22 protein-coding genes are annotated in these 25,514 nt (G+C 45.9%); 13 read left to right on the forward strand and 9 right to left on the reverse strand.

The features are described from left to right. Nucleotides 1-47 precede the first annotated feature (47 nt). From K401_RS0110805 to K401_RS0110840, 7 genes are all read left to right on the forward strand, one after another. On the forward strand, nt 48-890 hold the full coding sequence (locus K401_RS0110805; RefSeq protein ID WP_024292957.1) for a hypothetical protein: 843 nt from the start codon (nt 48-50) through the stop codon (nt 888-890). A gap of 36 nt (nt 891-926) precedes the next feature. After that, the gene (locus tag K401_RS0110810) at nt 927-1,568 is read left to right on the forward strand and encodes a hypothetical protein (protein WP_024292958.1); all 642 of its coding nucleotides are present in this window, start codon (nt 927-929) and stop codon (nt 1,566-1,568) included. A gap of 234 nt (nt 1,569-1,802) precedes the next feature. After that, the gene (locus K401_RS0110815; protein WP_024292959.1) at nt 1,803-2,366 is read left to right on the forward strand and encodes a hypothetical protein; all 564 of its coding nucleotides are present in this window, start codon (nt 1,803-1,805) and stop codon (nt 2,364-2,366) included. A 445-nt stretch (nt 2,367-2,811) separates the two neighbouring features. Beyond that, entirely contained in the window at nt 2,812-3,540 is a 729-nt protein-coding gene (locus K401_RS0110820) for a hypothetical protein (RefSeq protein WP_024292960.1), read from the forward strand. A 702-nt stretch (nt 3,541-4,242) separates the two neighbouring features. Further along, a complete protein-coding gene (locus tag K401_RS0110830; RefSeq protein WP_024292962.1) occupies nt 4,243-7,098 on the forward strand; it encodes a glycoside hydrolase family 3 N-terminal domain-containing protein in 2,856 nt (951 codons plus the stop codon). Further along, entirely contained in the window at nt 7,095-9,518 is a 2,424-nt protein-coding gene (locus K401_RS0110835) for a glycoside hydrolase family 3 C-terminal domain-containing protein (RefSeq protein WP_024292963.1), read from the forward strand. Before K401_RS0110830 ends, K401_RS0110835 begins: the two co-directional genes overlap by 4 nt. Nucleotides 9,519-9,532: 14 nt before the next feature. Further along, a complete protein-coding gene (locus K401_RS0110840) occupies nt 9,533-10,126 on the forward strand; it encodes a hypothetical protein (RefSeq protein ID WP_024292964.1) in 594 nt (197 codons plus the stop codon). A 104-nt stretch (nt 10,127-10,230) separates the two neighbouring features. Here the strand turns inward: K401_RS0110840 and K401_RS0110845 are convergent, their stop codons facing one another. Beyond that, nucleotides 10,231-11,844: a helix-turn-helix domain-containing protein gene (locus K401_RS0110845; protein ID WP_024292965.1), complete on the reverse strand. Its 1,614-nt coding sequence runs from the start codon at nt 11,842-11,844 to the stop codon at nt 10,231-10,233. Beyond that, entirely contained in the window at nt 11,841-13,646 is a 1,806-nt protein-coding gene (locus K401_RS0110850; protein WP_027352498.1) for a sensor histidine kinase, read from the reverse strand. Before K401_RS0110850 ends, K401_RS0110845 begins: the two co-directional genes overlap by 4 nt. A gap of 220 nt (nt 13,647-13,866) precedes the next feature. Between K401_RS0110850 and K401_RS0110855 the strand changes: the two genes are divergently transcribed. Genes K401_RS0110855 through K401_RS0110875 form a run of 5 tightly spaced genes read left to right on the forward strand, consistent with a single transcriptional unit; the run spans nt 13,867 to nt 19,456 of the window. After that, nucleotides 13,867-15,138, forward strand: a complete 1,272-nt coding sequence (locus tag K401_RS0110855) for an ABC transporter substrate-binding protein (RefSeq protein WP_024292966.1) — start codon at nt 13,867-13,869, stop codon at nt 15,136-15,138. A gap of 54 nt (nt 15,139-15,192) precedes the next feature. Beyond that, nucleotides 15,193-16,068, forward strand: coding sequence for a carbohydrate ABC transporter permease (locus tag K401_RS0110860; RefSeq protein ID WP_024292967.1), 876 nt, complete (start codon nt 15,193-15,195; stop codon nt 16,066-16,068). Between the two features lie 12 nt (nt 16,069-16,080). After that, nucleotides 16,081-16,941 carry a carbohydrate ABC transporter permease gene (locus K401_RS0110865; RefSeq protein WP_330362370.1) on the forward strand — a complete coding sequence of 287 codons (861 nt, stop codon included), beginning with the start codon at nt 16,081-16,083 and terminating at the stop codon, nt 16,939-16,941. A 28-nt stretch (nt 16,942-16,969) separates the two neighbouring features. Next, nucleotides 16,970-18,073, forward strand: coding sequence for a glycoside hydrolase family 172 protein (locus K401_RS0110870; RefSeq protein ID WP_156882389.1), 1,104 nt, complete (start codon nt 16,970-16,972; stop codon nt 18,071-18,073). A gap of 51 nt (nt 18,074-18,124) precedes the next feature. Beyond that, on the forward strand, nt 18,125-19,456 hold the full coding sequence (locus tag K401_RS0110875; protein WP_024292970.1) for an extracellular solute-binding protein: 1,332 nt from the start codon (nt 18,125-18,127) through the stop codon (nt 19,454-19,456). A gap of 44 nt (nt 19,457-19,500) precedes the next feature. Here K401_RS0110875 and K401_RS0110880 read toward each other — a convergent pair whose 3' ends face one another. After that, a complete protein-coding gene (locus tag K401_RS0110880) occupies nt 19,501-20,832 on the reverse strand; it encodes an ATP-binding protein (RefSeq protein WP_024292971.1) in 1,332 nt (443 codons plus the stop codon). A 4-nt stretch (nt 20,833-20,836) separates the two neighbouring features. Next, nucleotides 20,837-21,544 carry a LytR/AlgR family response regulator transcription factor gene (locus K401_RS0110885; protein ID WP_024292972.1) on the reverse strand — a complete coding sequence of 236 codons (708 nt, stop codon included), beginning with the start codon at nt 21,542-21,544 and terminating at the stop codon, nt 20,837-20,839. 96 nt (nt 21,545-21,640) lie between these two features. Between K401_RS0110885 and K401_RS0110890 the strand changes: the two genes are divergently transcribed. Further along, nucleotides 21,641-21,853, forward strand: a complete 213-nt coding sequence (locus K401_RS0110890) for a hypothetical protein (RefSeq protein ID WP_156945274.1) — start codon at nt 21,641-21,643, stop codon at nt 21,851-21,853. Nucleotides 21,854-21,934: 81 nt separating this feature from the next. On the opposite strand, the gene rbr is transcribed toward K401_RS0110890, so the two are convergent. From rbr to K401_RS0110915, 5 genes are all read right to left on the reverse strand, one after another. Then, complete coding sequence (gene rbr / locus K401_RS0110895) at nt 21,935-22,471, reverse strand: rubrerythrin (RefSeq protein WP_024292974.1); 537 nt, start codon at nt 22,469-22,471, stop codon at nt 21,935-21,937. 108 nt (nt 22,472-22,579) lie between these two features. Beyond that, nucleotides 22,580-23,122: an NADH peroxidase gene (locus K401_RS0110900; protein ID WP_024292975.1), complete on the reverse strand. Its 543-nt coding sequence runs from the start codon at nt 23,120-23,122 to the stop codon at nt 22,580-22,582. 111 nt (nt 23,123-23,233) lie between these two features. After that, nucleotides 23,234-23,629 carry a Fur family transcriptional regulator gene (locus tag K401_RS0110905; protein WP_024292976.1) on the reverse strand — a complete coding sequence of 132 codons (396 nt, stop codon included), beginning with the start codon at nt 23,627-23,629 and terminating at the stop codon, nt 23,234-23,236. 98 nt (nt 23,630-23,727) lie between these two features. Next, nucleotides 23,728-24,666 carry a LysR family transcriptional regulator gene (locus K401_RS0110910; protein WP_024292977.1) on the reverse strand — a complete coding sequence of 313 codons (939 nt, stop codon included), beginning with the start codon at nt 24,664-24,666 and terminating at the stop codon, nt 23,728-23,730. Further along, a complete protein-coding gene (locus K401_RS0110915; protein ID WP_024292978.1) occupies nt 24,663-25,388 on the reverse strand; it encodes a phosphatase in 726 nt (241 codons plus the stop codon). Before K401_RS0110915 ends, K401_RS0110910 begins: the two co-directional genes overlap by 4 nt. Between the last annotated feature and the right edge of the window lie 126 nt (nt 25,389-25,514).

Raw genomic sequence — 25,514 nt, forward strand, 5'->3', positions numbered from 1 at the left:
CGGAGTAAGCAGATGAATCAAACACAGTGTTTGAGAAAGGAACGAAAATGGGAAAGAAGAGTATCGTAATTGAAGTGATGAAAAAGAGGTTGGCTCCCTACGGTTTTCAATATGCGGATTATGAAGGATATCGGTGGAGATTCGGCAGAGAGGTAGATGGATTGATTCAAAGCATAGTGATTCAGAAAAGTTATCATGGAAATGATTATACTTTGGAAATGGACAATGGTTATTGGTTTGGTAGATCAAAGGAAATAACCGGTGATCCAAACTGTAAATTAGACTTCCTGCCCTTTCATAACGAAGAAGAACAGATTGCTGTGCTGAACAGGCTGTTAGATTTGGTTGAACAATACGGATTGAAAAAACTGGAGGAAAAGGCGGAAGAATCAAGAGCGAAGATAAAAGAGATGGAAGAATGGCTTTATCCAACACCTGAAATGTATAAAAAGTTATATGAAGAGAATTCTGTATTGACAAAAAAGTTTATTGAGAAAAATAATGCAGATAAATTGTCAGAAGAAAACATGCTTCTGCTATTAAAAAAGGAGTTAGAGAAGGTCAAAGGAGAGCCGTATGAAACAGTACAGGATAAATTAATAGAGCTTGCTTCTGTATATGGAAATATGTTTATAAAAAAGGTAGGTGGACGATGGGATCATAGTGTTTTAAATGGAATTACTAGTGTGGATATAACATTATTACGCCAGTGTGATATATTAAAGGATTTGGTACGGATATGGCAAAGGGAAGACGCTGAATTAATACTAAATGATTATAATAATAATTGTAATAAAATTATTAAATGGGTAAGAACTTGTAGAAAATCGCATGGGGATGATTGGCAACCAACATCCGGTTATGCGAAATGGAAAGTACCGCCAATGTGATTATTATGTTTATGTATAATCGTGGGGAGAGAGAAAATGGGAAAGAAGAGTATCGTAATTGAAGTGATGAAAAAGAGGTTGGCTCCCTACGGTTTTCAATATGCGGATTATGAAGGATATCGGTGGAGATTCAGCAGAAAGGTAGATGGATTGATTCAAAGCGTAGTGATTCAGAAAAGTTATCATGGAAATGATTATACTTTGGAAATGGACAATGGTTATTGGTTTGGTAGATCAAGGGAAATAACCGATGATCCAAACTGTAAATTAGACTTCCTGCCCTTTCATAACGAAGAAGAACAGATTGCTGTGCTAAACAGGCTGTTAGATTTGGTTGAACAATACGGATTGAAGAAACTGGAGGAAAAGGCGGAAGAATCAAGAGCAAAGATACAAGAGATGGAAGAATGGCTTTATCCAACTCGTGAAATGTATAAAAAGTTATATGAAGAGAATTCTGTATTGACACAAAAGTTTATAGAACAACATAATGCAGATAAGTTGTCAGAAGAAGATATGCTCTTGCTGTTAAAAAAGGAATTAGAAAAAGTCAAGGGAGAGCCGTATGAGGAGGTACAGGATAAATTAATAGAGCTTGCTTCGGTATACGGGAATATGTTTATAAAAAAGTGGGTGGACGTTGGAAATATACAGAAAGTGATGGATTATCTGGCGTAGATATAACTTTATACCATTGGCGTGATGTATTACAGGAATTGGTAAGGATATGGCAAAGAGAAGACGTTGAATTAATACTAAATTATTATTATGATAATTGTAATGGAATTATTAAATGGGTAAGAACTTGTAGAAAATCGCATGGGGAAGATTGGCAACCAACATCCGGTTATGCGAAATGGAAAGTACCGCCAATGTGATTATCATGTTTATGTATAATCGTGGAGAGAGAGAATGGGAAAGAAGAGTATCGTAATTGAAGTGATGAAAAAGAGGTTGGCTCCCTACGGTTTTCAATATGCGGATTATGAAGGATATCGTTGGAGATTCAGCAGAGAGGTAGATGGATTGATTCAAAGCGTAGTGATTCAGAAAAGTTACCATGGAAATGATTATACTTTGGAAATGGACAATGGTTATTGGTTCGGCAGATCGCAAGAAATAACCGGTGATCCAAACTGTAAATTAGACTTCCTGCCCTTTCATAACGAAGAAGAACAGATTGCTGTGTTAAACAGGCTGTTAGATTTGGTTGAACAATACGGATTGAAGAAGCTGGAGGAAAAGGCGGAAGAATCAAGAGCGAAGATAAAAGAGATGGAAGAATGGCTTTATCCAACTCCTGAAATGCATAAAAAGTTATATGTAGAGAATTCTGTATTGGCACGGAAATTCATTAAACAGCATAATGCGGATGAATTGTCAGAAGAGGATATGCTACAGCTGCTAAAGAAAGAATTGGAGAAAATGCGAGGAGAAAAATATGTGAATGTTCAGGATACATTACCATACTGTTAAAAACTATCTAGGAATGATCTTCTGGTCATATTAGGTCAGGAAAAAGCAACTGCAGGAGGAAATGGTAGCAGTGCCAAAAGACGTATTGGAATGGCTGAAGAATTCTGGTCTGGTAGTGGTAGGAGCCGGAGCTTATCGGCAAAACAGAGGCAGATGGTCTCGTAACAACTTATGAATACAATAGTAATAACCGTGTAATCAAAGTAATGGATAACTACGGGAATCAATCAACAATTGAATATGATGATATAGGAAATCCTGTTGGCGTAACAGATGTATATGGGAGCCTCATCTTATATTCTTATGATTGCTTTGGTGATTAATATTATACCAAAAAATGGAGGTCATTGCTTTTTTATTTGCAAACTCCCATAGAACCATGGCTTAACAATAAAAAATGGTAGTGAAATTTGACACTACCGGAATTAGCAGGAGAGAGATATTAATGAAAAGGATAATAAAATATATAGGATTCTTTATGCTTGCAATGCTGGGATTATTTATGATATTGGTTATTTTGATTATATTTTCTGCGTTTAGCTCAGAGAATAATAGAAGTACTAAAAGTGATTCTGGAAATATAATAGTGGAGTTTGAGGGAAAAAAGATGCCAGAACTTGAGAAAAAGGTACCAGTTTTTGCAGACAGCATGGAAGAAGCACTTGCAGTGGTAAATCATGAGCTTTATTTTGGCGATGATAAATATATTGATCAAGTGAGTTATATCATAAAAGTTTTTGAAAATGATAAATATTCGACAATGTTTTATTTATCTGATAAAAATTCAAAGGAAGGTGCATTTGTTGGAGCTAAGTTTATTGTAAAAACTACAAACAGTAAGAAACAATATGCACTACTTTATACAATGCACATGGGATATGGTGACCATGGTAAAAATAAAATGACGCCTGAAGAAGAATTTAGCCTATTTTGTCAGTACATACAAGCATTTGATATTGGTAATTTGAGTGAATATGGAATTAATGAAGGAGACCGTTTCATATTTGGTGGTATTGATACTGTAGATGTGAATCAACTAAAAATAGAAGGACAGAGTCCAACTGAAATTATTGAATTTTCACTTTATGGAGAAAAAAATTATTTCTGGTATTACGAAAATTTAATTAGTGATAAACCAAGTTCGGAATTTGACATAGAGATAGAAGAAAAATAGTGAAATGGCCGGAATTTAAGGATTGTTATGCAGTTAAAAGCGAGAATGTGACACTGTGTACATATGATAGCTGTGGGGATTTAATGTAAATACTCAATGCTTTGGGGCAGAAAGCATATAGGATCTATAATGAAGAGTATTTATTGATATACTTAAAACTTCCGAATGGTCAGTTTCAAAAGATAAAACAATGGCGCCATGGGATATTGTGGTAGAGTGTGTTGGCGTGGTTGCATTAGTTTCCATTGCTGTAGCATCCTTAGGTCTACTATGTAGAGTATAGCATTGTATAATAGCCAAAGGGAGATGACAATGAAAAGAATATTAAATACATAGGACTTTTTATACTTGTAATAATTGTATTATTCATGGTGTTGGCTGCTCTGATTATATTTTCTGGGTTAAATTTGGAGAATAAGGGAAGTATCGGAAATAATTCAGAAAGCATAATACTGGAGTATGAAGGGAAAGGAAAAATTCCAACCGTTGAGTACCAGGAACCAATTTTTAAGGATACCATGGAAGAGGCTCTTATTGCAGCAGAAAATTATTACTAAACCTCCTAAACAGGACAAGCCGCCTGCCAATTATGCAGAAAATAATACCGGTTATGCAAAAAGCCGTTTCCCAAGTCCATAATGTGTTAAAGTGAGATGCGTACCACACAATCTGTGGTAATTTTTATGGAGGAGGATGAAAGAAATGTTACAAATCAACATGGATGATGTATTAAAGATCGTCAACCTTTGCGTGCCGTACTTGATCGGGCTGGCCGTTGTCATTGCAGCTGCGGTTGCGGCAATGGTGGCATGCAGAAAAAAGAAAGCTGCCGCCAGGTATCTGATCCGGTGCCAGGGGCTTATGGCCATTGTGCTTTCCGTAGTTATTGTGGCAAACATGATCTGCTGGGGCCCCATGTCCAGTCTGATTTCCCTTGCAACAGGCAGCGGAACCATTTCAAAAGAGACTTCAGACAAGGCAACCGGGCTTTGTACCAGGATCGCGGAAGAAGGGATCGTGCTTTTAAAGAATGAAGAAAATCTGCTTCCCTTAAAATCTGATTCTAATTTAAACGTGTTTGGCTGGGCTTCCACCAATCCGTGTTACGGCGGTACCGGTTCAGGTTCTCTCTCTGACGCATATGAAACCGTGTCCCTTCTTCAGGGGCTTGAACACGCAGGCTTTAAGCTGAATTCAGGGATTTCTGATTTCTACGCCGCATACCGGGCAGACCGCCCCAATGTGGGGATGTGGGAACAGGACTGGACCCTTCCGGAGCCTGTAAAGGGATCCTATACCAGTGAGCTGATGGAGGAGGCAAAGGCATTTTCCCATACGGCCATGATCGTGATCACCCGTGTAGGCGGGGAAGGAGCCGATCTTCCTACTGATGTCAGTGCAGTTACCTATACGGATAATTCCACGGAATATAAGGACTTTGAACCTGGTGAGCATTATCTGCAATTAAGCAAAACGGAAAAAGACCTGGTTGATCTGGTATGCTCCAATTTCGACAATGTGGTTTTGGTGTACAATGGAGCCAATGCCATGGAGCTTGGCTTTGTCAATGAGTACAGCCAGATCAAGAGCGCCATCTGGTGCCCGGGAACCGGCCAGTCCGGCTTTGAGGCCCTTGGTGAGATCGTAAGCGGTACGGTCAACCCATCTGGTAAAGCAAGTGATACCTTTGTGACGGATTTAACCGCAACCCCCCATTACAATAATTTTGGAAGCTTTGTTTACGATAACATGAGTGAATTCGCAGGCAAGGCATTTAAGGGAGAAGCAACCTATCCCAGCTTTATCAATTATGTGGACGGCATCTACGTGGGGTACCGTTTTTATGAAACTGCCGCAGAAGAAGGGCTGATCGACTACAATAAAACCGTTCTTTATCCCTTTGGATATGGCTTGACCTACACCTCTTTCTCTCAGGAAATGGGCGCCATTACAGAGGCAGACGGTACCATCTCTTTTGATGTGACCGTTACCAATACTGGCGATAAGGCAGGAAAGGATGTGGTTGAGGTTTATTACAATCCTCCTTATACCAACGGAGGAATTGAAAAGGCTTCCGCGAACTTAATCGCATTCGATAAAACGGATCTTCTGGAGCCGGGTCAGTCCCAGACCATTGCAATATCCTTCCAGGCGGAAGACATGGCATCCTATGATGGAGCCGGAAAGGGAACTTATGTCCTGGAAGCAGGGGATTACGGGATCTCTATCCGGTCTGATTCCCACAGCATCATCAAAGAACAGACATATACCGTAGCCGGAGAAATCGTATACGATGAAACCAATCCCCGTTCTTCTGATGAGACGGCTGCTGCAAACCAGTTTGCCGATGCAGACGGAGGCCTGACCTATTTATCCCGTGCAGACGGATTTGCAAACTATGAAAAGGCTACGGCAAAGCCGGAAAGCCTGACCATGCCGGAAGCATACAAGGCTGCTTTTGTGAATAACAGCAACTATGATCCGGCGGTCCACAACCGGGCGGAGGATGTGATGCCGGTGACCGGTGCCCGCAACGGATTAAGCCTTGCCTCCATGCGCGGTGCGGATTATGACGATCCCCAGTGGGAGAATCTTCTGGATCAGCTGACCGTGACGGAAATGGATACCATGATCGCCATCGGAGGATATCAGACTTCCGCAGCAAAGAGTGTGAATAAGGTGGGAACCGTGGATTGTGACGGACCGGCTTCCATTAACAATAACTTTACAGGGACCGGGTCCATCGGTTTTCCATCCGCAGTCATGATCGCAAGCACCTGGAACCGGGATATTGCGGAGGAATTCGGGGAAAGCATCGGTAAGATGGCAGATGAGATGAAGGTGTCCGGCTGGTATGCACCGGCAATGAACACCCATCGTTCCGCCTTTGCAGGAAGAAACTTTGAATATTATTCCGAAGACGGAGTCCTGGCAGGAAAAATGGCGGCCAGTGCCATCATCGGTGCAGAAAGCCATGGAGTGTATGCTTATATCAAACATTATGCGCTCAATGACCAGGAAACCAACCGGAACAACATGCTCTGTACCTGGTCAAATGAACAGGCCATCCGTGAAATCTATTTAAAGCCTTTTGAGATTGCAGTAAAAGAGGGCAAAGCAAAAGCAGTCATGTCCGCATTTAACTACATTGGAACAGAATATGCAGGAGCTTCCGATGCACTGCTTAATAAGGTGCTCCGGGATGAATGGGGCTTCCGCGGCTTTGTGCTGACAGATTATTTCGGAGGCTACGGATATCAGAACGCAGACCAGGAAATCCGGAACGGAAACGACGCCATGCTGGTCGCCTATGATACGGAAACCAACCATGTGAAGGATACTTCCAGCGCCACAAGCCTTCTGGCCATGAGAAAGGCAAGCAAAAACATCATGTACACAGTGGTAAACAGCCGTGCCTATGAAGGAGATAACGCAAAGGGCGGACTGCTTCCATGGCAGATGGCTGCCATTGCCCTTGATGTGATCCTGGCGGCGGGATTTGTTGTTCTGGAGGTAAGGATCCTCAATGTCTATAAAAAGAAACGGGAATTAACATGAAACATACCCATATCATTGAAAAAATGACAATAGAAGAAAAAGCGGCCATTTTAAGCGGAAAAAACGTGTGGCAGACCTGGAACATTGACCGTCTGGGAATTCCGTCCATATTTTGCTCCGACGGCCCTCACGGAATACGGAAACAGGCAAAGGAAGGGGATCATCTGGGCTTAAATGCCTCCCTTCCGTCCACCTGCTTTCCAACGGCAGCCTCTGTGGCAAACAGCTGGGATGAAGACCTTTGCCGGGAGATCGGGGAGGCCTTAGGAGAGGAAGCCTCGGCTCTGGGAGTGAACGTCCTTTTGGGCCCTGGCCTTAATATCAAAAGAAGTCCTCTCTGCGGGAGAAATTTCGAGTATTTTTCCGAGGATCCCTATTTGTCGGGAAAGCTGGCGGCGGCTTATATAAAGGGGATCCAGAGCCAGGGAGTGCACGCATGTCCCAAGCATTTTGCAGTCAACAACCAGGAGCAGCGCCGCATGGCAATGAATTCCGTGGTGGATGAGAGGACTCTTAGAGAGATTTATCTGGAAGGTTTTGAAATAGCAGTGAAGGAAGGCAAGGCAAGAGCCATTATGACCAGCTACAACGAGGTCAACGGGGTCTATGCCAATGAGAACCAGCACCTTCTTAAGGATATCCTTCGGGGAGAGTGGGGCTTTGACGGCATTGTCATCACCGACTGGGGCGGCTCCAACGACCATGTGAAGGGGGTGGCGGCAGGCTCTAACTTAGAGATGCCCTCCCCCGGCCTTCATACGGCCAGAGAACTGATCAAGGCGGTGGAAAATGGCAGCCTATCCATGGAAGCGCTGGATGCCTGCGTGGATGATCTGCTGGAGGCGGTATTTACCCTTACCGGGAATCAGGAAAACAGGCAAAGCTCCTTTGATGAGGATGCGCATCACATGTTAGCGGAAAAGGCAGCACAAGAGAGCATCGTGCTGTTAAAAAACCAGGATGAAATGCTTCCGTTAAAACCCGGAGGCAGGGTGGCCCTGATCGGGGACTTTGCCTTTACACCCCGGTATCAGGGGGCAGGGTCTTCCCTGGTAAACCCCATCCGCCTGGAAACCATGGAGGAGAGGATAAGGGCTTACCCCTTAAATGTCATAGGCTGTGCCAGAGGCTATTCCCGAAGCGGAGCAGATGATGCTGCCTTAAGGCAGGAGGCCCTTGATCTGGCAGCCCGGGCTGATGTGGTGCTTTACTGCTTTGGACTTGATGAGATCAGTGAATCAGAGGGAATGGACCGGAGCCATATGAGGGTCCCCGGAAACCAGATTGAGCTTCTCACGGCCCTGGCAGAGGTAAATTCCAGAATTGCCGGGATCTTAAGCGCAGGCTCTGCCATAGAAATGCCGTGGCATGAATGCTGTAAATCCATTCTTCACGGCTATTTAAGCGGGCAGGCAGGTCCTTCTGCCATGCTTCGGGTGATCACGGGAGAAGTGAATCCTTCCGGCCGCTTAAGCGAAACCTATCCCCGGAGATATGAAGATACTCCTGCCTATAAGTACTTTCCGGGAGAAGAGCGCTGCTCCCAGTACCGGGAAAGCCTTTATGTGGGTTATAGGTATTATGATACTGAAAAGGTTAAAGTACAGTATCCCTTTGGCTTTGGGCTGTCCTATACCACATTTTCTTATGACAATATGGAGATTTTGGAGAATGAAGTCCGTTTCACCCTTATGAATACGGGAAAGGTTGACGGAAAGGAAGTTGTCCAGCTTTATGTGAGAGGACCCAAGGGCAGGATATTCCGCCCGGACAAGGAGCTGAAAGGCTTTAAAAAGGTATTCTTAAAGGCAGGAGAAAGCAGGATGGTCACCATTCCTTTTGATGATAAGACCTTCCGTTACTGGAACAGGGTGACAAACCGCTTTGAGGTGGAGGGGGGCATTTATACCGTATTGATCGGTGGAAGCGTGGCAGACATCAGGCTTTATCAGACTGTGACACGGGAAGGGACCACGGAAAGCTGGCCTTATGAGCCGGAAATGCTTAAATCCTACTATTCCGGAAAGATCGGCCAGGTGCCTGAGGAAGAATTTGAAGCCCTTTTGGGCCATCCGGTCCCTGATGGGAAATGGTCCGGTGAGTTGGGAGTCAATGATGCCCTCTGTCAGATGTATTATGCTAAGAGCCCGCTGGCAAGGCTGGCCTGGCGGATCCTCACAGCCCTGAAAAACAGGAGTGAGGCAAAGGGAAAGCCGGACTTAAATCTTCTGTTCATTTATAACATGCCCTTTCGGGGGATTGCCAAGATGACAGGAGGAGCGGTCAGCATGGAAATGGCAGAAGGGATGGTCCTTGCGGTGAACGGCCATTTCTTCCGTGGAATGAAGCAGATCATCGGCGGATATTTTTCCAATGCAAAAGCGAACAGAGCTTATGAGAAGAAGCTCTCCGGAAAATAGAAGGGAGGGAGCACATGCTGTCAGGTATAAAAGCCGGATGGAAGGCATTTGCCGGGAACCATCCGACTCTAGCACAATTTTTACTGTTTTTCCTTGTGTCCAATGGAGTAACGGTCTTACAGATGATTCTGATGCCGGTTTTCCGGAACATGCTGGGGATGACCTCTCTGGTGGATACGAATTTCCAGATATGGCATGTGGGTTCCAATCTGGATGGAACGCCTTATTATATCTTTAACTATGGGGCAGGCGCCCTTTCCCAGGGAGGAGGCGGAGGACTTGCGTATTTTCTGGCGGTGGAGATCACCATGGGAATTGCCCAGGTCATCAACTTTTTCCTTCAAAGAAATGTCACCTTTAAAGCAAATAACAGCGCGGCAAAGGCGGCCATGTGGTATGTGATCGCCTATATCATCATCACCATCGGCGCTGCTGCCCTTCAGGGTCTTTATAAGGCCCCGGTCTACCATTTCTTCATGAATGGCTTAAAGCTGGGCGGTGGAGGAGAGACCATTGCAGACGTGATCACCATGCTGATCAATTCTGCGATTTCCTTCTGGGTGTTCTTTCCCATCTTTAAGATCATATTTAAGAACGATGGAAAATAGATGGATTTAACTGAATCAAGTATCAAAGCGGATTGCAAATATCCGCTTGACAAACTCAAGGAACCAGTTTGAGCTTCATGCCTACTGGTTCCCTGAGTTTTTTGTTAAAGCCGGGTCTGGTCATAAACTTCAGCCTCCCGGTAGGATGAAGGAGATACTCCAAGCTTTCTTTTAAAGCTGGTGCTGAAATAATACTGGTTGGCGTACCCGCATTTCTCGCTGATTTCTTTTAAGGAAAGGGTGGAGTTTTTTAAGTACTGGCAGGCAGCGTCAATGCGGGCGGAAGCAATGATGTCGCTGATATTCACCCCTGTATTCTTTTTAAACAAGGCGCTTAAATAAGCAGGGCTTACGTTTGCGTATTTTGCAATGTCGTGAAGGCACAAATCGCTGTTTTCATAATTGTTTTTAATATAGGCCAGGACTGAGCCGCAAAGGGTGTCATGGTAGGCCTTTAACGAGGTGTCCAGCTTATGGCAGGCCATGGTGCAGATCCGGTACAGCCAGGAAAAGAACTGGCCGCTGGTGGTAAAGGTATCAAGGCTGCTGTAGGCCTTGATAATGCTGATTTCCAGTTCCTCAGCATTAATGTTCAATTCATATAAAAACTTCAGGATCCTTCCAAGGAGGGAGTAGATGCGGATGAAGACCAGATTTTTTGTCTGGTATTTTTTCAGTAAGTCAGAAGAAAACTCCTTGATCCATTGTTCCAGGGCAGGGTAATCCTTCTGGCAGATGAGGCGTATCAATTCCTCCTCCCCTGTGTCTGAGAAGGGTTCCAGAGTCAGGTTCCTGCCCAGGGCTTCCCTGGCGTTAAACACATTTTTCTGGGGAAAGAAAAAACGGTATTCCAGGGCATGAACGGCGCTTTCATGAGAAAGATGTACGTTCCATAAATCAGAAACCACATTTCCGATGCCAATATTTAATGAAATATCGGATTTCTGGTATTCCTCCGCCACAATGGAGGCGATCTTGTGGACGGATTGGAGAAAGTGATCCGGGTTTGAGCTGTTCTGGCACAGAATCAGGGTAAGGCCGTCAAAGTCCTTCAGCACATAGTGAAAATCAAAGATCCTGCAATACCGGCTGAGAGTATCCCGGATGCTGTACAGCAGGATCTCATACTGTGCCACACCCATAGCGGCCTTTCGTTCAGAGGCATTTTCAACGCTTAAGGAGATCACGGCAAAGAATTTATAATCTAAGCCCAGATTTAAGTACTCCATGTAGGAAGCCAGATGATAGGCGGCCTCCTTTCCGGAATAATGGATCAAGTCCCGGAAGAATTTTTCCGTCATAAGGGGACGGCTCTGGTTCAAAAGCTCCATGTTCTTTTTTTCCTGGTCAATGAGAGCGCAGGCGCCCCGGACCTTTTCCGCCAGATAGGAATAGTCAATGGGCTTTTCAATGTAATCGTAAACGCCGATCCGAAGGGCGCGTCTGGCATAGTCAAACCGGTCATAGGCGCTGATGAGGATGATCTTCACAAAGGGGTTGAAGCCAATGGCAAGCTTGCTCATGGAGATCCCGTCTAAGTCCGGCATTTCAATGTCTGAGATGATGATATCCGCAGGATCCTCCTCCATGGCCTGGATCGCAGACGTTCCGTCGTACCGGATATGGATCACGGCAGAATCCAGGGCCTCCCAGTCAATATTTTTTTGGATTCCTTCCACGGACAGACAGTTGTCATCCACAATCATGATCTTCTTCATTCCAGGTCTCCTTCTATCTGTGCAAAGGTGATGGTGATGCAAGTGCCCTGGCAGGGCTTACTGTCTATGTCAATACGTCCGCAGCCGTACAGCTCGCTGGAAATACGGGCATTGACGTTTAAGATGCCGAAATGCTTTTCGTAATTCACGGTTTTTCTTTTCAGATCCAGCTTCAGCTCATTTAGTTTTTCTTCCGGTATTCCGGCCCCGTTATCCTTGATCCGGATGATGACCGTGTCATCCCCATAGACGGCCTGGATGCCAATGAACAGGTTGGGCGTCCTGTTGGAGATTCCATGAAGGATGCTGTTTTCCAGGAAGGGCTGGAGGGTGAATTTGCAGATCAGGAAGTTCTCGATACCGTCTTCCAAGTCGATTTCCCAGGAAAGCTCGCTGCTGTGGCAGAGCTTTTCCATGTTTAAATAGAGGGTTGCAATTTCGATTTCATCCCTGATGGTGATCCGGTCGCCGGATTTACTTAGAGTAAGCCGGTAAAAGCGGGTCAAGTCCTTGATCATCCGGCTGGCGGTATCCATTTTTCCAAGGGACTGGCATGTATTCACAGACCCCAGGATATTGTAGAGGAAATGCGGGTTGATCTGGGACTGGAGAAGCTGGTATTTCAGCCGTTCTTCCTTTAGGGAAAGCTCCAGGATGGAGCGGACGTTCTGGCGGATGGTGGCCTGCATCTGCTCAAACGCCAGGCCCAGGTGGTCGATCTCGTCATAAAGGCTTTGATCCTTTGGACGGGGAAAATGTTTTTCCGCCTTCATGTCCGCACTGAGGCGGAAGTCTTCCATGGCCTTTGACAGCAGCTTGACCCGTTTTGACAAGTTCCTGGAGATCAGCAGTATGATAAGGGCGGTAAGAGGCAGGGACAGCAATAAGGCCACCAGAATGGTGCGCAAAAGGACTGCAGTTCCCTCTGTGATATAGGACTGGGGGATCACAGTCACCTGATGCCAGCCATTTTCTAAGGGCAGGACATAGTAACAGTCCCCGTTTTTTTCATAATAAGAACCGGTGTCAGGGGAAGAGATCAGCTCACTGATGAAGCTTAAGGGCTGTTCTTTCCTCTCCTTTTCAGATCCGGCAGCCAAGGTCCCGTCAGGAGTCAGTAAAAAGCAGCTGATTTTCGTATTTGAAAAGGAGGCGGTGAGCATATCGGAAAATTCCTGTGTACTCATCATGATGAAATAAGCATATTCCAGCTCCTTGGAGCCTTGATTCACCATTGCCCTGCAGCAGATCACTGTATCGGCAGGAGGCTTGTCATGGTTTAATACAACGGGAAGCTTTACCTGAGGCTGGTAGAGCCAAAGGGAGGAAGAACCTAAATGATTTAATTCCTTTAAGGACAGGCCGTAGCCGGAAATGGCGCTGATGGGATAAAAAAACAGTCCTTCCCCGCTTCCAAGCTGGTCATCCTTTAAAAAGATGCAGATATGGTAAAAGTTAAAGGTGGACTTGTAAAGAGAGATGTTATTGCGCACGGAAGTAAGCGCCTCAAGCTGGGCAGAAAGCTCCTGCCCGGAGGATTTTCCCAGGGTGTACATATTATATTGAATGGTATCCGCCACATTTTCGGCCTGCCGGATCCGGCTGTTTAGCTGGACATGGAGCTGGTCGGCAGCCAGGATAGCGGAATCCAGGATCTTATCCCTGGCAATGGAGTAGGAGACGGCATAGGAAATACAGCCGATAACACTTAAAGGGATGAAGGTACACAGCAGAAAGGCCAGGAGAAGCTTGGCCTGAAAATGGGAAAATGCGATCAACAGCCGTTTCATAACTTTTCTCATAAATACCAATCCTCATTTCCAGTCTCATATCATATTCCGGGAGTCCCGGCTGATCTTCATTATAGAGAAGGCAAAAGAACAATTCAATAGCACCAAAAAATAATATAAACGAATCAAAACAAATTGTATTTTGATGAAAAACGGTTTCTGTTATCCTGAATCTACCGATGAGGAAAGTATCTCAAAAAAGAGAACTCAGTAAAGAGAAGGAGGATTCATTATGAGAAAGAAGCAGTTAATCAGCCTGGCTTTGGCATCAGCCATGGTCTGCGGACTTTTATCCGGCTGCAGCACAGGAGGAAAAACAGAAGGAACCGGCAGCGGAACAGGGGAGAAAAAGGCCGGGGAATACGATCTGACCCTGTATACCATCAACACCACTGATTCGGATTTCCCGGAATGGCTGGCAAACGTGGAAGGGGCCACGGGGCTGAAGATCAACGTCATCGCCGCGCCCACGGATTCGGACACAAGGCAGCAGAAGATCACCACCATCCTTTCTACCGGTGATGCCAGCGTGGATATCCTGGAAATCAATGACGAGATGAGCGCATCCTTTAAGAATTCCGGCTGGCTGGAAGGATTAAACGATACAGTTATGACAGGAGATATCCGCGGACAGTTTCCGGAAGGATATGTGAAGGACATGATCACCGGCAAGGACGGACAGATCATTGGAGTGCCGGGATATTCCGGTTATCTGGCCTTTTGGGTGAATCAGAAGATCCTTGATGAAGCCGGAATCACTTCCCTGGATACGAAAGAGGATTTTATGGCTTACATGAAGGCTGCGTCAGGAAACGGCAGGTACGGCTACGGCGGTTCCTGGGAAAAGACCTACGTTTTCAATGAAATCGCCCAGTTTGTCAACATGTTTGGCGGAGATTATCTGGACTGGACCAATCCTGCCAACAAGGAAGCCATTGAGTTTTTAAAGGATATGGTAAAAGAAGGCTATACGCCGATTGACCAGATCGCAGATAAATATGAGCAGATGAATCCCAAATTCAATGACGGAAAATATGGCTGCCTGTTCATGTGGGGTCTTGGGGCTGACTATAATAAGGCCGGCATGCTGGAAGAAGACAAGATCCATATGGCAATGGTGCCGAAGTTCACGGACAAGAGATATATTTTTACGGATTCCTGGAGCTATGTGCTGAATAAGGCTTCTAAAAATAAGGAGGCTGCGGTGAAATTCCTTCAATACATGGCAAGCGAAGAAGGCATGGAGGCCTCTTATAAAGCCTTTGACCGTTATCCTGCAAGAAAGGATGTAGCGGAAAAGGTGGTGCCGGATACGGATCCTGCAAAAGTAATGTATTCCAGATATGCAAGCGAATGTGTGGTCAAGGGGCGCCCAATGCTTCCCCAGACAATGGAATTCATTTCAGCCATGGGAACCATTTACCAGTCCTGCATGAAGGATGAGATCACGGTAGATGAATTCTGCAAAAAGGCCCAGGAATATGTGGAGACGTACAATAAGTAGGGCAGAGGAAACTTTGTCCGGCGAATAGAAAGGCAGTGAAAGGAGGCAGCCTGTATGATTTCCAGGAAATCACAGCAATGGATCGCCTGGGTGCTGATTTTACCGGTGATCATCATCCGCGGATTCACCACGATTTATCCCATTGTAAGAACCTTTATCAACAGCTTTTTTGATATCCGGGTGCTGAGCGGAGTCGATGAATTTGCAGGGTTAAACAATTATCTGAACATATTTAAGGATGAGAAGGTCATCACTACCCTGAAATTTACGGTGATGTTTGTCCTCATTTCCATGGCTCTCCACGTGATCCTGGGGGTGGCTCTGGCAATGATCCTGAACATGAATTTTAAGGGCCGCCGGTTTTTACGGACCATTGTGCTGATTCCGTGGGCAATGCCCGCTGTTGTGATCGGTATGGCTGCCAAATGGGCTTTTAACAATGATTACGGCCTGGTCAACGATTTTATCCGGTGGTTTGTGCCCGGGTTCCAGATGAACTGGCTCATTAACACGGGGACGGCCAGGGCCGCGGTCATTGCCATGGATTTGTGGAAGGACCTGCCCTTTTTCGGGATTTTAGTCTTGTCAGGGCTGCAGTTCATTTCCGGGGACATTTATGAAGCGGCCAGGGTGGATGGCGCAAACGGGGTTCACTCCTTTTTGTACATCACCCTCCCCATGATCATGAAAAACGTGCTGACCCTATGCATTCCCTTCACTTTGTGGAGACTGACTGCCTTTGACCTGGTGTATTCCATGACCTCCGGAGGGCCGGGAGAGGATACGTCCCTGATCGCATACCGGATCACCATGGAGGCCTTTACAAACTTAAACGTTGGATACGCTTCGGCCCTGGCAGTCCTGCTGTTTCTGGTCATGGCTGTATTCAGCTTTCTGAACTTAAAGTTTATGAACCGATATGAGGACTAGGAGGGAAGGGATATGAAAATGGATACTGATAGAAGGTATAAAGTATACAGATGGGGAGTGGCAGCAGGAAGATGGTGCTTGTTTGGGGCCGTGGCGTTTCTGATCCTGTTCCCGGTATACTGGATATTCATTTCCTCCATAACTCCGCCGGGAGAGCTTTTTAAAATGCCCATTGATTACCTGCCGGATCACCCGACCCTGAACAGTTACCAGTTTCTGATCCGGAATGTAGGGCTGCTGTCTAAAATCGGCAACACGGTTGTGATTATCGGAGTGACTCTGGTGGTGGGGACTCTGTTTTGTGCCATGGGCGCTTATGCCTTTGCCAGGTTCCGTTCCAGGGGAATCAGCCTGGCCTTTGGGTTCATTGTTGCCACCATGCTGATTCCGGAGGTGGTCACGGCCAGACCCCTGTATGAATTCATGCAGAAAGTACGCTTATTTGATACGTATCAGGGCCTGATCCTTTTGTATGTAAGTGCCATCATCCCGTTTACAGTGCTGATCCTGCGGAATTTTGTGGGGGAGATCCCGGAATCTTTGGAGGAGGCGGCCGCCATTGACGGGGCCAGCTTCCGGCAGAGGCTGTTTTATGTGGTCCTGCCTTTGATGAAGCCTGCCATTGCCACGGTATGCATCATCAATTTTATTACCTGCTTAAACAATTTCTTCACTCCCCTGTATTATTCCAACGGCATTCAGGTGCTCAGCGTTGCCATCGTGCAGCTTCCTCTGCGGGATAATATGTATGGGGTGCCATGGGATCTGGTCAGCGCCATGGGCTGGATCATCCTGCTTCCAATCATTTTATTCGTTGCAATATTTGAAAAACAGATTATGGACGGTATTATGGCAGGAGGAGTGAAGGCGTGAGCCAGAAAGCTGAAAGGAGAATATAATGATGGAATCAATTTTCGGGGGGCTTGGTATGCTTTCCCAGGCAAAGCATGGAAGGAGCTGTGCCATTAATGGGGAAAATCCCCATGGAGAAAAGGGCAAAGGCGGCATGGCTGCCAGTTCTTTAGGGCCTTCCAGGAAAGGCTCGCCCTGTATCAGAGGGCTTGAGCCGGGCAGTGTGACGACCCTGGCGGAGATGGAAGGACCGGGTGTGATCCAGCATATCTGGATCACTGTAACGGACCGGACGGACTTAGATTACCATGTTCTGAGGGATCTGGTGCTGCGCATGTACTGGGAGGGAGAGGAGAATCCTTCGGTGGAAACCCCTTTGGGAGATTTCTTTTGCTGCGGGTTTGCCAGAGGATGTCTGGTCAATTCCCTGCCGGTGGCGGTCAATCCTACCAGAGGCATGAACTGCTATTTCCCCATGCCTTTCCGTAAAAAAGCAAAGATCACCATAGAAAACCAGCATGGAGCCCAGGTACCTGCCTTTTTCTATCAGGTGGATTACTGTCTGGTGGATGAGCTGCCTGAGGATGCCCTGTATTTCCACGCCCAGTGGAGAAGGGAGCGCCTGACCGAGAAACAGAAGGATTATACCGTTCTTGACAACGTAAAAGGAAAAGGGCATTATGTAGGTACATATATGGCATTGACAACTCTGGAACGTTACTGGTGGGGAGAGGGAGAAGTGAAATTCTATCTGGATGGAGATGAGGAATATCCCACCATCTGCGGCACCGGGACTGAGGATTATTTCGGTGGGGCATGGAGCTATGGGGCCCAGGAGAACGGGAAAACCATAGAAACCACGTATTGTACCCCGTTTATGGGATATCCTTACTATTCCAGTCATGATGAGGGTGTGCACAATTTTTACCATAACGATGATACCATGCCCCAAAGGGGATTTTACCGGTGGCACATCATGGATCCCATCCTCTTTGAGGAGGATCTCCGGGTGACCATTCAGCAGATCGGAACCTGCCATAAGGGGAATTTTGAGCGTCAGGATGACGTTGCCAGTGTTGCCTACTGGTACCAGACCCTGCCTCATCAGCCATTTCCGCAGCTTATGAAAAAGGAAGAACGGTGGCCCAGGTAAGGAGAAACATCGGAAACCTGCTGTGTGCAGAAATAAAAACGGAGAGAGCCTATGAAAACTCTGAATCAAAAGAAAACGTACTCGCAGCACCGCTGTGCCGTCTTTATTATGGCTGCCTTTCTGGCAGCCTGTTTCTGTGCGGGATGCGGGAGGACGGGTCCAGAACAAAACCAGGAAGAAACACTGGCAGCTTCCCATGGGCCAGATAGGGAGACTTATGAGGATGAGATCACCATCATGCATATTGATGCAGGAAAGAAGGAGTTTGAAGCCTTTCTTGATGAGGCGGAAAAAGCCCTTAATATGCGGATTCATGCGGTGGAAAGCCCCATCAACGCAGATTCCAGGCATGCCAGGATCTCTTCCCTGCTGTCAGCGGGAGATACCTCCGTCGATGTGATTAGCGTAAACGACGAAATGATCAGTGAATTCAAGCATGCCGGTTATCTGGAGCCCCTTCAGGATGATGTGATGAATAATCAGGTGGTTTCACATTTTCCTCAAGAGTATTTAAAGGAAATGGCAATGGATGGGGATCAGATTTATTCTGTGCCCTATATGATGGACATCCTGATGCTGTGGGTCAATGATGCTTATTTAAAAAAGGCGGGGCTTACGGATGTCACCACTCCGGAGCGCTTAAATAAGTTTTTATCCATGGATTACGGGGAAGGCTGTTATGCCTACGGCGGGGCCTGGGAAAAGACTTATGTATATAATGAAATAGGGGAATTCATCAATTTGTTCGGCGGTGATTATTATAATTGGAATGATCCAAAGACAAGGGCGGCAATGGAATTTTTAAAAGGCTGTGTGGAAAAGGGGTACTCCCCCATCGATCAGCTGCTGGACCAGTATGAACAGCTGGAGCAGAAGTTTATAGACGGAAAATACGGGATGGTCTTTTTGTACAGCGGCACCATGAATACCTTTGTGGATTCCGGGGTCCACGGAAAGGATAAGATCCATTTGACCCCTTTGCCTGATTTGGGAGGCAGAACCACCTACATTGCGACCTGGCAGTATGTTCTTAATAAGGCCTCCCTCCATAAGGAGGCGGCCCGGAAATTCCTGGCCTATGCGGCCAGCCGGGAAGGCAGCATCAGCTATGCCAAAAAGATGAACCGGATGCCTGCAAGGGAGGATGTGATCTGGGAGGAGAACTTTGATATTGCAGGCTATAAGGAAATGCGGGATTATTTAAAGACGACCAGAATGCAGGCCAGATTCATGCCGAAAAATTCCATCGAATATGTGGCAGATCTGGGGGCTTTATTTCAAAAATACATTGCCGGAGAAATGGATCTGGATGAGTTCTGTATGAAAATGCAGGAAATGGTGGATAAAAACAGGAATAAAGGAGCAGAAGGGGAGAGTCCGTGATTCTCCCCTTCTGCTCCTTTATTCCTGTTATGGGCTTACACCTTTTAATGGCCCGCCGTCCCCTCTTCCTGGATTGGAATAAGGATCTGAAGGCAGAACCAGTTATCCTTAGAAGAAATGGTCATGGAACCGCCGTATTTCTGAGCTGCGGCCTGAATGCTCTTTAAACCGTATCCATGATACAGCTTATTTCCCTTTGTGGTAGGCGGAAGGCTGTTGGGAGTCATGGCAAGCCGGTTTTCCGAATAATTTTCACACTGGATCATTAAGAAACGGTTTCGTTTGTATATGGAAAGGGTGATCAGCCTTTTTTCAGGATCTTCAAACTGAGAAACGCATTCAATGGCATTATCCAGGGCATTTCCGAAGATGGAGCAGATGTCTTTTACATGGAGAAAAGAGATCAGTTTTCCATCGGCCATAAAGGTAAAGGTAATATGATTCTGGGCACAGTAGGTGCTTTTGGTGGTCAGCACCACATCTAATACCTGGTTTCCTGTGTTAGCCAGGGATTCCTGGGTGAGAATGGCCTTTTCCATTTCCGATAAGTATTGTTCCCTTTTTTCAGGATCCTTTTCCGCCCGTATGGCGATCATATAGTGCTTTAAGTCATGGAATTCCCGCCTTAACAGCTCCATATTGTCAATAGCCATACGGTACTGGTCGTATTGTCTCTGCAAAACCACGTTCATTGCATGGTTTTCGCTGCGGACCCGCAGTTCCTTTCTCCTGTTCTGCTGGGCAAAGAGCATCAAAAGTCCTCCGAAATCCACCAGGGTCCTTACATAGAGAAGAGAGCTGGTGGCACTGGAAAACGGTGTATTTGGCATAACAAAGCTGATATTGCTGATCAGAAAAGCCCCCATAGCAATGGAAACAGCACTGAGAAACTCCTTCCTTTCTACCTCCATGCCTTCATCCTTTGAAATGTGATCTTTTTCCAGAAAATAATATCCGGTATAAATGCATCCATAGGAAACCGCCATGATCAGAACAGAAAGTGTCTGGCTTACCCTTCCGGAGCTGAGAGCCCACCATACATACAGCTGCCACTGAAAGGAGGCCGTAAACTCCGCCAAAACAAAGGCGCGGACACAGAGGAATCCCGCATCATAGGGAGAGATCCGGCAGGAGGCATAAATAGAGAAATACATCAGCAGGATGGCAGTGATCATCCCTGGAAACCACAAATACAGCGGCAATGTGCCTGCAATCAAATGGAGAAGGAAAAACAGGCCCAGCATGGCCGCAAAAGAAACGGCAAGCCCCGGTCCTTTAAGCCTTCTGCGAAGCATAAGGATGTAGATGATGCAGGCGCACCATTCGGCCAGTGCGGTAAAAGGACGGGGTGTATTCATCAGTTCGCCAAAGTCCATGGATTTATCCTCCCATATAATCAGCCAGGCATTCCATAAATGACTTTTTCCGGCCCCTGCTTATAGGAATCTGCTCACCGGAGAGGAGCAGTACATCACCCGGCAGGCAGCCGGTCACATGTTTTAAATTGACCAGATAAGCATTGTGGCACTTGGCAAAGCCAAAGGTCTTTAAAGCCTCTTCCATCCGTTTCATAGGCCCGGAAGCCACAAAGTTCCCTTTATCCGTGTGGATGAGGACATGGTGAAGCTGGCTTTCAATGTAATAAACGGAGTCAATGCCGAGACGCATAATGCCTCCATCCGTGTCGATATTTATATAATGTATTGCCTGTCTTTTCAGTATCCTGCGGACGGCTTTGTTTAATATCTGGGAAAAGGAAAGATAAGGGACCGGCTTTAATATATAGCCAAGGGCATCTACCGTGTATCCCTCTACAGCGAACTGGGCGGAGGAGGTGATAAAGATGAAGATCACATCCTCATCCAGCTCCCTGATCTTTTGCGCCGTTTTCATGCCGTCTAAATATTTCATCTGAATGTCCAATAGTATGATATCGTAGCTGGCGGTATAATCCGATACAATATCAAGGCCATCGGTAAAAGCCTGAATCTGAAAGCTGACGGAATAGTCTGCTTCAAACCGGGTAAGGTAGCTTTTCAGCGTTTCCACATATTCCGTCTCATCTTCCACAATAGCGATTTTAATCATATCTTTTTCCTCTAACCGGTCGTTCATTTTCTACCTTAAAAGTATAGCATGAGCCCCGAAAAAAACCAAGGTATTTTACAGGAACTGGCTGAACATGTGTCTGAAGTCATTTATAAGCACACCGGCAGGAAGCCCAAAGAAGGCCCCGGTTCCACAGACAACAACATACCGTTATCCATGGGCATCCCAAGCATTTGCTTTGGAGCCGTGAGGGGAGTACTGGCCCATACCAGGCAGGAATGGATTGAGACAGCCAGCTTAAAGGAGGGCCATAAGATCGCCTTTGAGCTCATATTATCTTATTTTTAAAATGATCAGTCTAATAAATGAAAATCAGGGCAAAACCATAAGGTTTTGTCCTGATTTTCCCAACAGACTAAAAAATCTGTATTAATAATTTTCTACTTTTCTTTCAAAATAAGCCTTTGGATGAGCGCAGGTCGGACAGACTTCCGGAGCCTCCGGTCCTTCGTGGATATAACCGCAGTTACGGCACTTCCAGCCAAGAGGGGCATCGCCCTTAAAGGTCTTATCGTTCTTTAAGCTGTCAAGGAGCTTTAAGTAACGTTTTTCATGAGCAGCTTCTACTTTTCCAACGAATTCAAATTTAAGAGCCAGTTCCTGAAAGCCTTCTGCTCTGGCGTCTTCAGCCATTCTCTTATACATATCGGTCCACTCGTAATTTTCACCGGCAGCGGCATCCGCTAAGTTTTCTTCCATGGAACCAATTCCATGTAATTCCTTAAACCACATCTTAGCATGCTCTTTTTCCTGGTCGGCAGTTTCTAAGTATAGGGAAGCCATTTGCTCGTAGCCGGCTTTTTTTGCGGCTGAGGCATAATATGTATATTTGTTTCTTGCCATGGACTCGCCTGCAAAAGCGTCTTTTAAGTTCTGTTCTGTTTTTGTTCCCGCATATTTGGACATCGTATAAACCCTCCTGATTTGAATTGTGAATGATTTTACTTTGCAAACAGGGGAGCGGAGACCCGTTCTGCCGCTCCCGAAAGGTGCCAAATCCTTTAAGAAAGGATATTAACCAAAGTATCTTTCTAATAAGCCCTTAAATGCCTTGCCGTGACGGGCTTCATCCTTTGCCATCTCGTGTACGGTATCATGAATTGCATCTAAATTCAATGCTTTTGCACGTTTTGCAAGGTCGAATTTACCGGCAGTTGCGCCGTTCTCAGCAGCAACCCTTAATTCCAGGTTCTTCTTTGTGCTGGAGGTTACGCATTCGCCTAATAACTCTGCAAATTTAGAAGCGTGTTCAGCCTCCTCGAAAGCAGCCTTTTCATAATATAAGCCGATTTCAGGATAGCCTTCTCTGTGAGCAGCTCTTGACATTGCAAGATACATGCCTACTTCGGTGCATTCGCCTTCGAAGTTCGCCCTTAAATCCATCATAATGTCTTCCGGAGAACCCTGTGCAACGCCGATTTCATGCTCGCAAGCCCAGGACATGCTTTCATCCTGTAACTTGAACTTTTCGGAACCAGCCTTACAGACTGGACAGAACTCCGGAGCTGTCTCCCCTTCGTGAACGTAACCGCATACAGTACAAACCCATTTCTTCATGATCTCATGTCTCCTTTTTATTTTTAATGATTTTTTAGTATGTTTATGGCAATCAATAACAGTAATGATTACTGATATTAATTTAGCACATCTTTATCCTGATGTCAAGCCTTATCGATAATTATTTTCAGAACAGTCCTTGCAGGTGCCGTAGAAATAAATCGTGTGACTGTCTACTGTGCCGTCCACATGCTCCTGAGCCATCTGGTTGATGTCTCCCAAATGCTCCATGGGCAGATCATAGACCTTCCCGCACTTTTTACATACAAAATGATAGTGGGGTGAGGTGTCCGCATCAAAACGATCTGCACCATCTCCGCATGTCAGCTTTTTGATCTCACCCAGCTCAACCAAAAGGTTTAAGTTGCGGTAGACAGTTCCAAGGCTGATGTTGGGATATTCTTCACGGATCAATGTGTATAGGGCATCGGCGGTGGGATGGTCGTGCCTTGTCATTAGACAGGCCTTAATGGATTCCCGTTGACGGCTATACTTTAATGTTTTCATGGCCGCTCCTTTTCTATAAATAATAATTATATTAGTAATTGTTACTATTTAATAATATAGGATTTCAGCCCTTTTGTCAATCCATAGTTAATATTTACCTATATGTTCTCCCGTGCGATCCGTATGAATTCTTCCGTAGCCCGGGATAGATATCTGCCCTTGTGGCTGCCGAATGCCAGAACGCCGTGGCTGCGCCTGTAATTTAAGGAGAAGTAATGAAGACCGGCCTTTTTCATAATGTCATTGCCGGTGTTTCCGCTTCCGGACATGAACATTTTGGGATAAAAGGTGATCCCCATACCTTTGGCTGCAAGGGCGAGGACCGTTTCAATATTCTCTGTCTCCAGGAGGATAGAAGGGGTGAGCTGTGCTTCCTCAAAAATTTCATCGGCAATGGTCCGCACCCTGTTGCCTTTATTGATGAGAAGGTAGGGACAGTCCTTTAAAAGCTGCACGTCCGCATTTTCCTCCAGCACCTTGATCATCTCTTCCTGTTTTCCCGGGAAATACCGGTCCAGGATCTGATCAGGAACCACGAGAAGGATCTCTTCCTCACAAATGGGGACGGTTTCCACATGTTCCGCTTTAAAAGGAAGGAGGTCGATCATTAAATCGATGTTCCCGTGGATCAGGGCAGTGCTTAACTCGGAAGAATTCCCCTCTACCAGATGGATCTCTATGTTTGGAAACTTTTCCTTGTAAGCAGGTAGAATGGCAGGGAGAAGAAAACGTCCCCTTGTGTGGGAAATGCCGATGGAAAGCTGTCCGGTGGTAAAGTCCTTGATATCGGCCAGCTCCCGGTAGGTCTCATCCTTTAAGTCCAGCATCTGCTTGGCCCGGACCTTTAAAGCCCGCCCTGCATAGGTCAGGGTAAGGGGCATGGTGCGGTTAAAAAGCTGGACATCAAACTCCTTTTCCAGATTGGAAATGTGACTGCTTAAGGACTGCTGGGAGATGTACAGCCGTTTGGCAGCGCGGGTGATATTAAGTTCCTCCGCAACCGCCAGAAAATATTCCAGGTTCAGGAAGTTGATCATAAATAAGCCTCCAGCTTTGGAATATAGGGAAGGAGCTTTTCAAAGGAGCTGTTTACGATAAGCTCTTCCGGGAAATTCATTTCATTGATAAGCTCCCAGGCTCTTGTGTGGTTTCCCACATCAGCTTCTATGTGGGCATCGCTGTCAATGATGACGGAAGCATGGTAGCGTTTGCACAATTCCAGCATGATCCGGTAATTTTCTGCAGCATTGATTCTTGCGCTTAATGGGTGAAGGGAGCTGGAATTAAGCTCCAAAAGGGTATGGTTTTCTGCGGCGGCAGAAACAAGGGTATCATAATCCACGGGAAAACGGCTGTCATCAGGGTGACCGATGATGTGGATCAGGGGATTTTCAATGGCCCCGATGTAAGCTCTTGTATTCTCAGCGGAAGTCCCGCTTTTATAGCATGGCTCATGGAGGCTTGCGATGGAGTAGTCCATTTTTTCCAGAAGGCCTTTTCTTAAATCCACCCGGCCTGTGTAATCTAAAATATTAAGCTCAACACCCATGAGGATGTTCACCCCGCAGATATTACGTGGAATCACTTTGAAATTTATAAAATAAAACTCGTGGCATGTCCCTGGCATCTTTGGTGCATGATCCGTAGAGCCCATGAGGGCGAGGCCCTTTTCAGAGGCAGATTTGGCCATTTCATATAAAGTGTTGTATGCATGTCCGCTGGCTACGGTGTGGGTATGCAGGTCCATAATGTCGTTCATAATTCTTGTCCTTTCTGTATCAGCACCTGGAGGAAAGCTCCTTCAGTGGAAAATATTTCATTATATCATAAATATAACATATTTTTACTGAGAAAACTATAGAAATATCGGGCAGGATGTGATAAA

Origin of the sequence: Lacrimispora indolis DSM 755, assembly GCF_000526995.1 — a bacterium.
GTDB lineage: Bacteria > Bacillota > Clostridia > Lachnospirales > Lachnospiraceae > Lacrimispora > Lacrimispora indolis.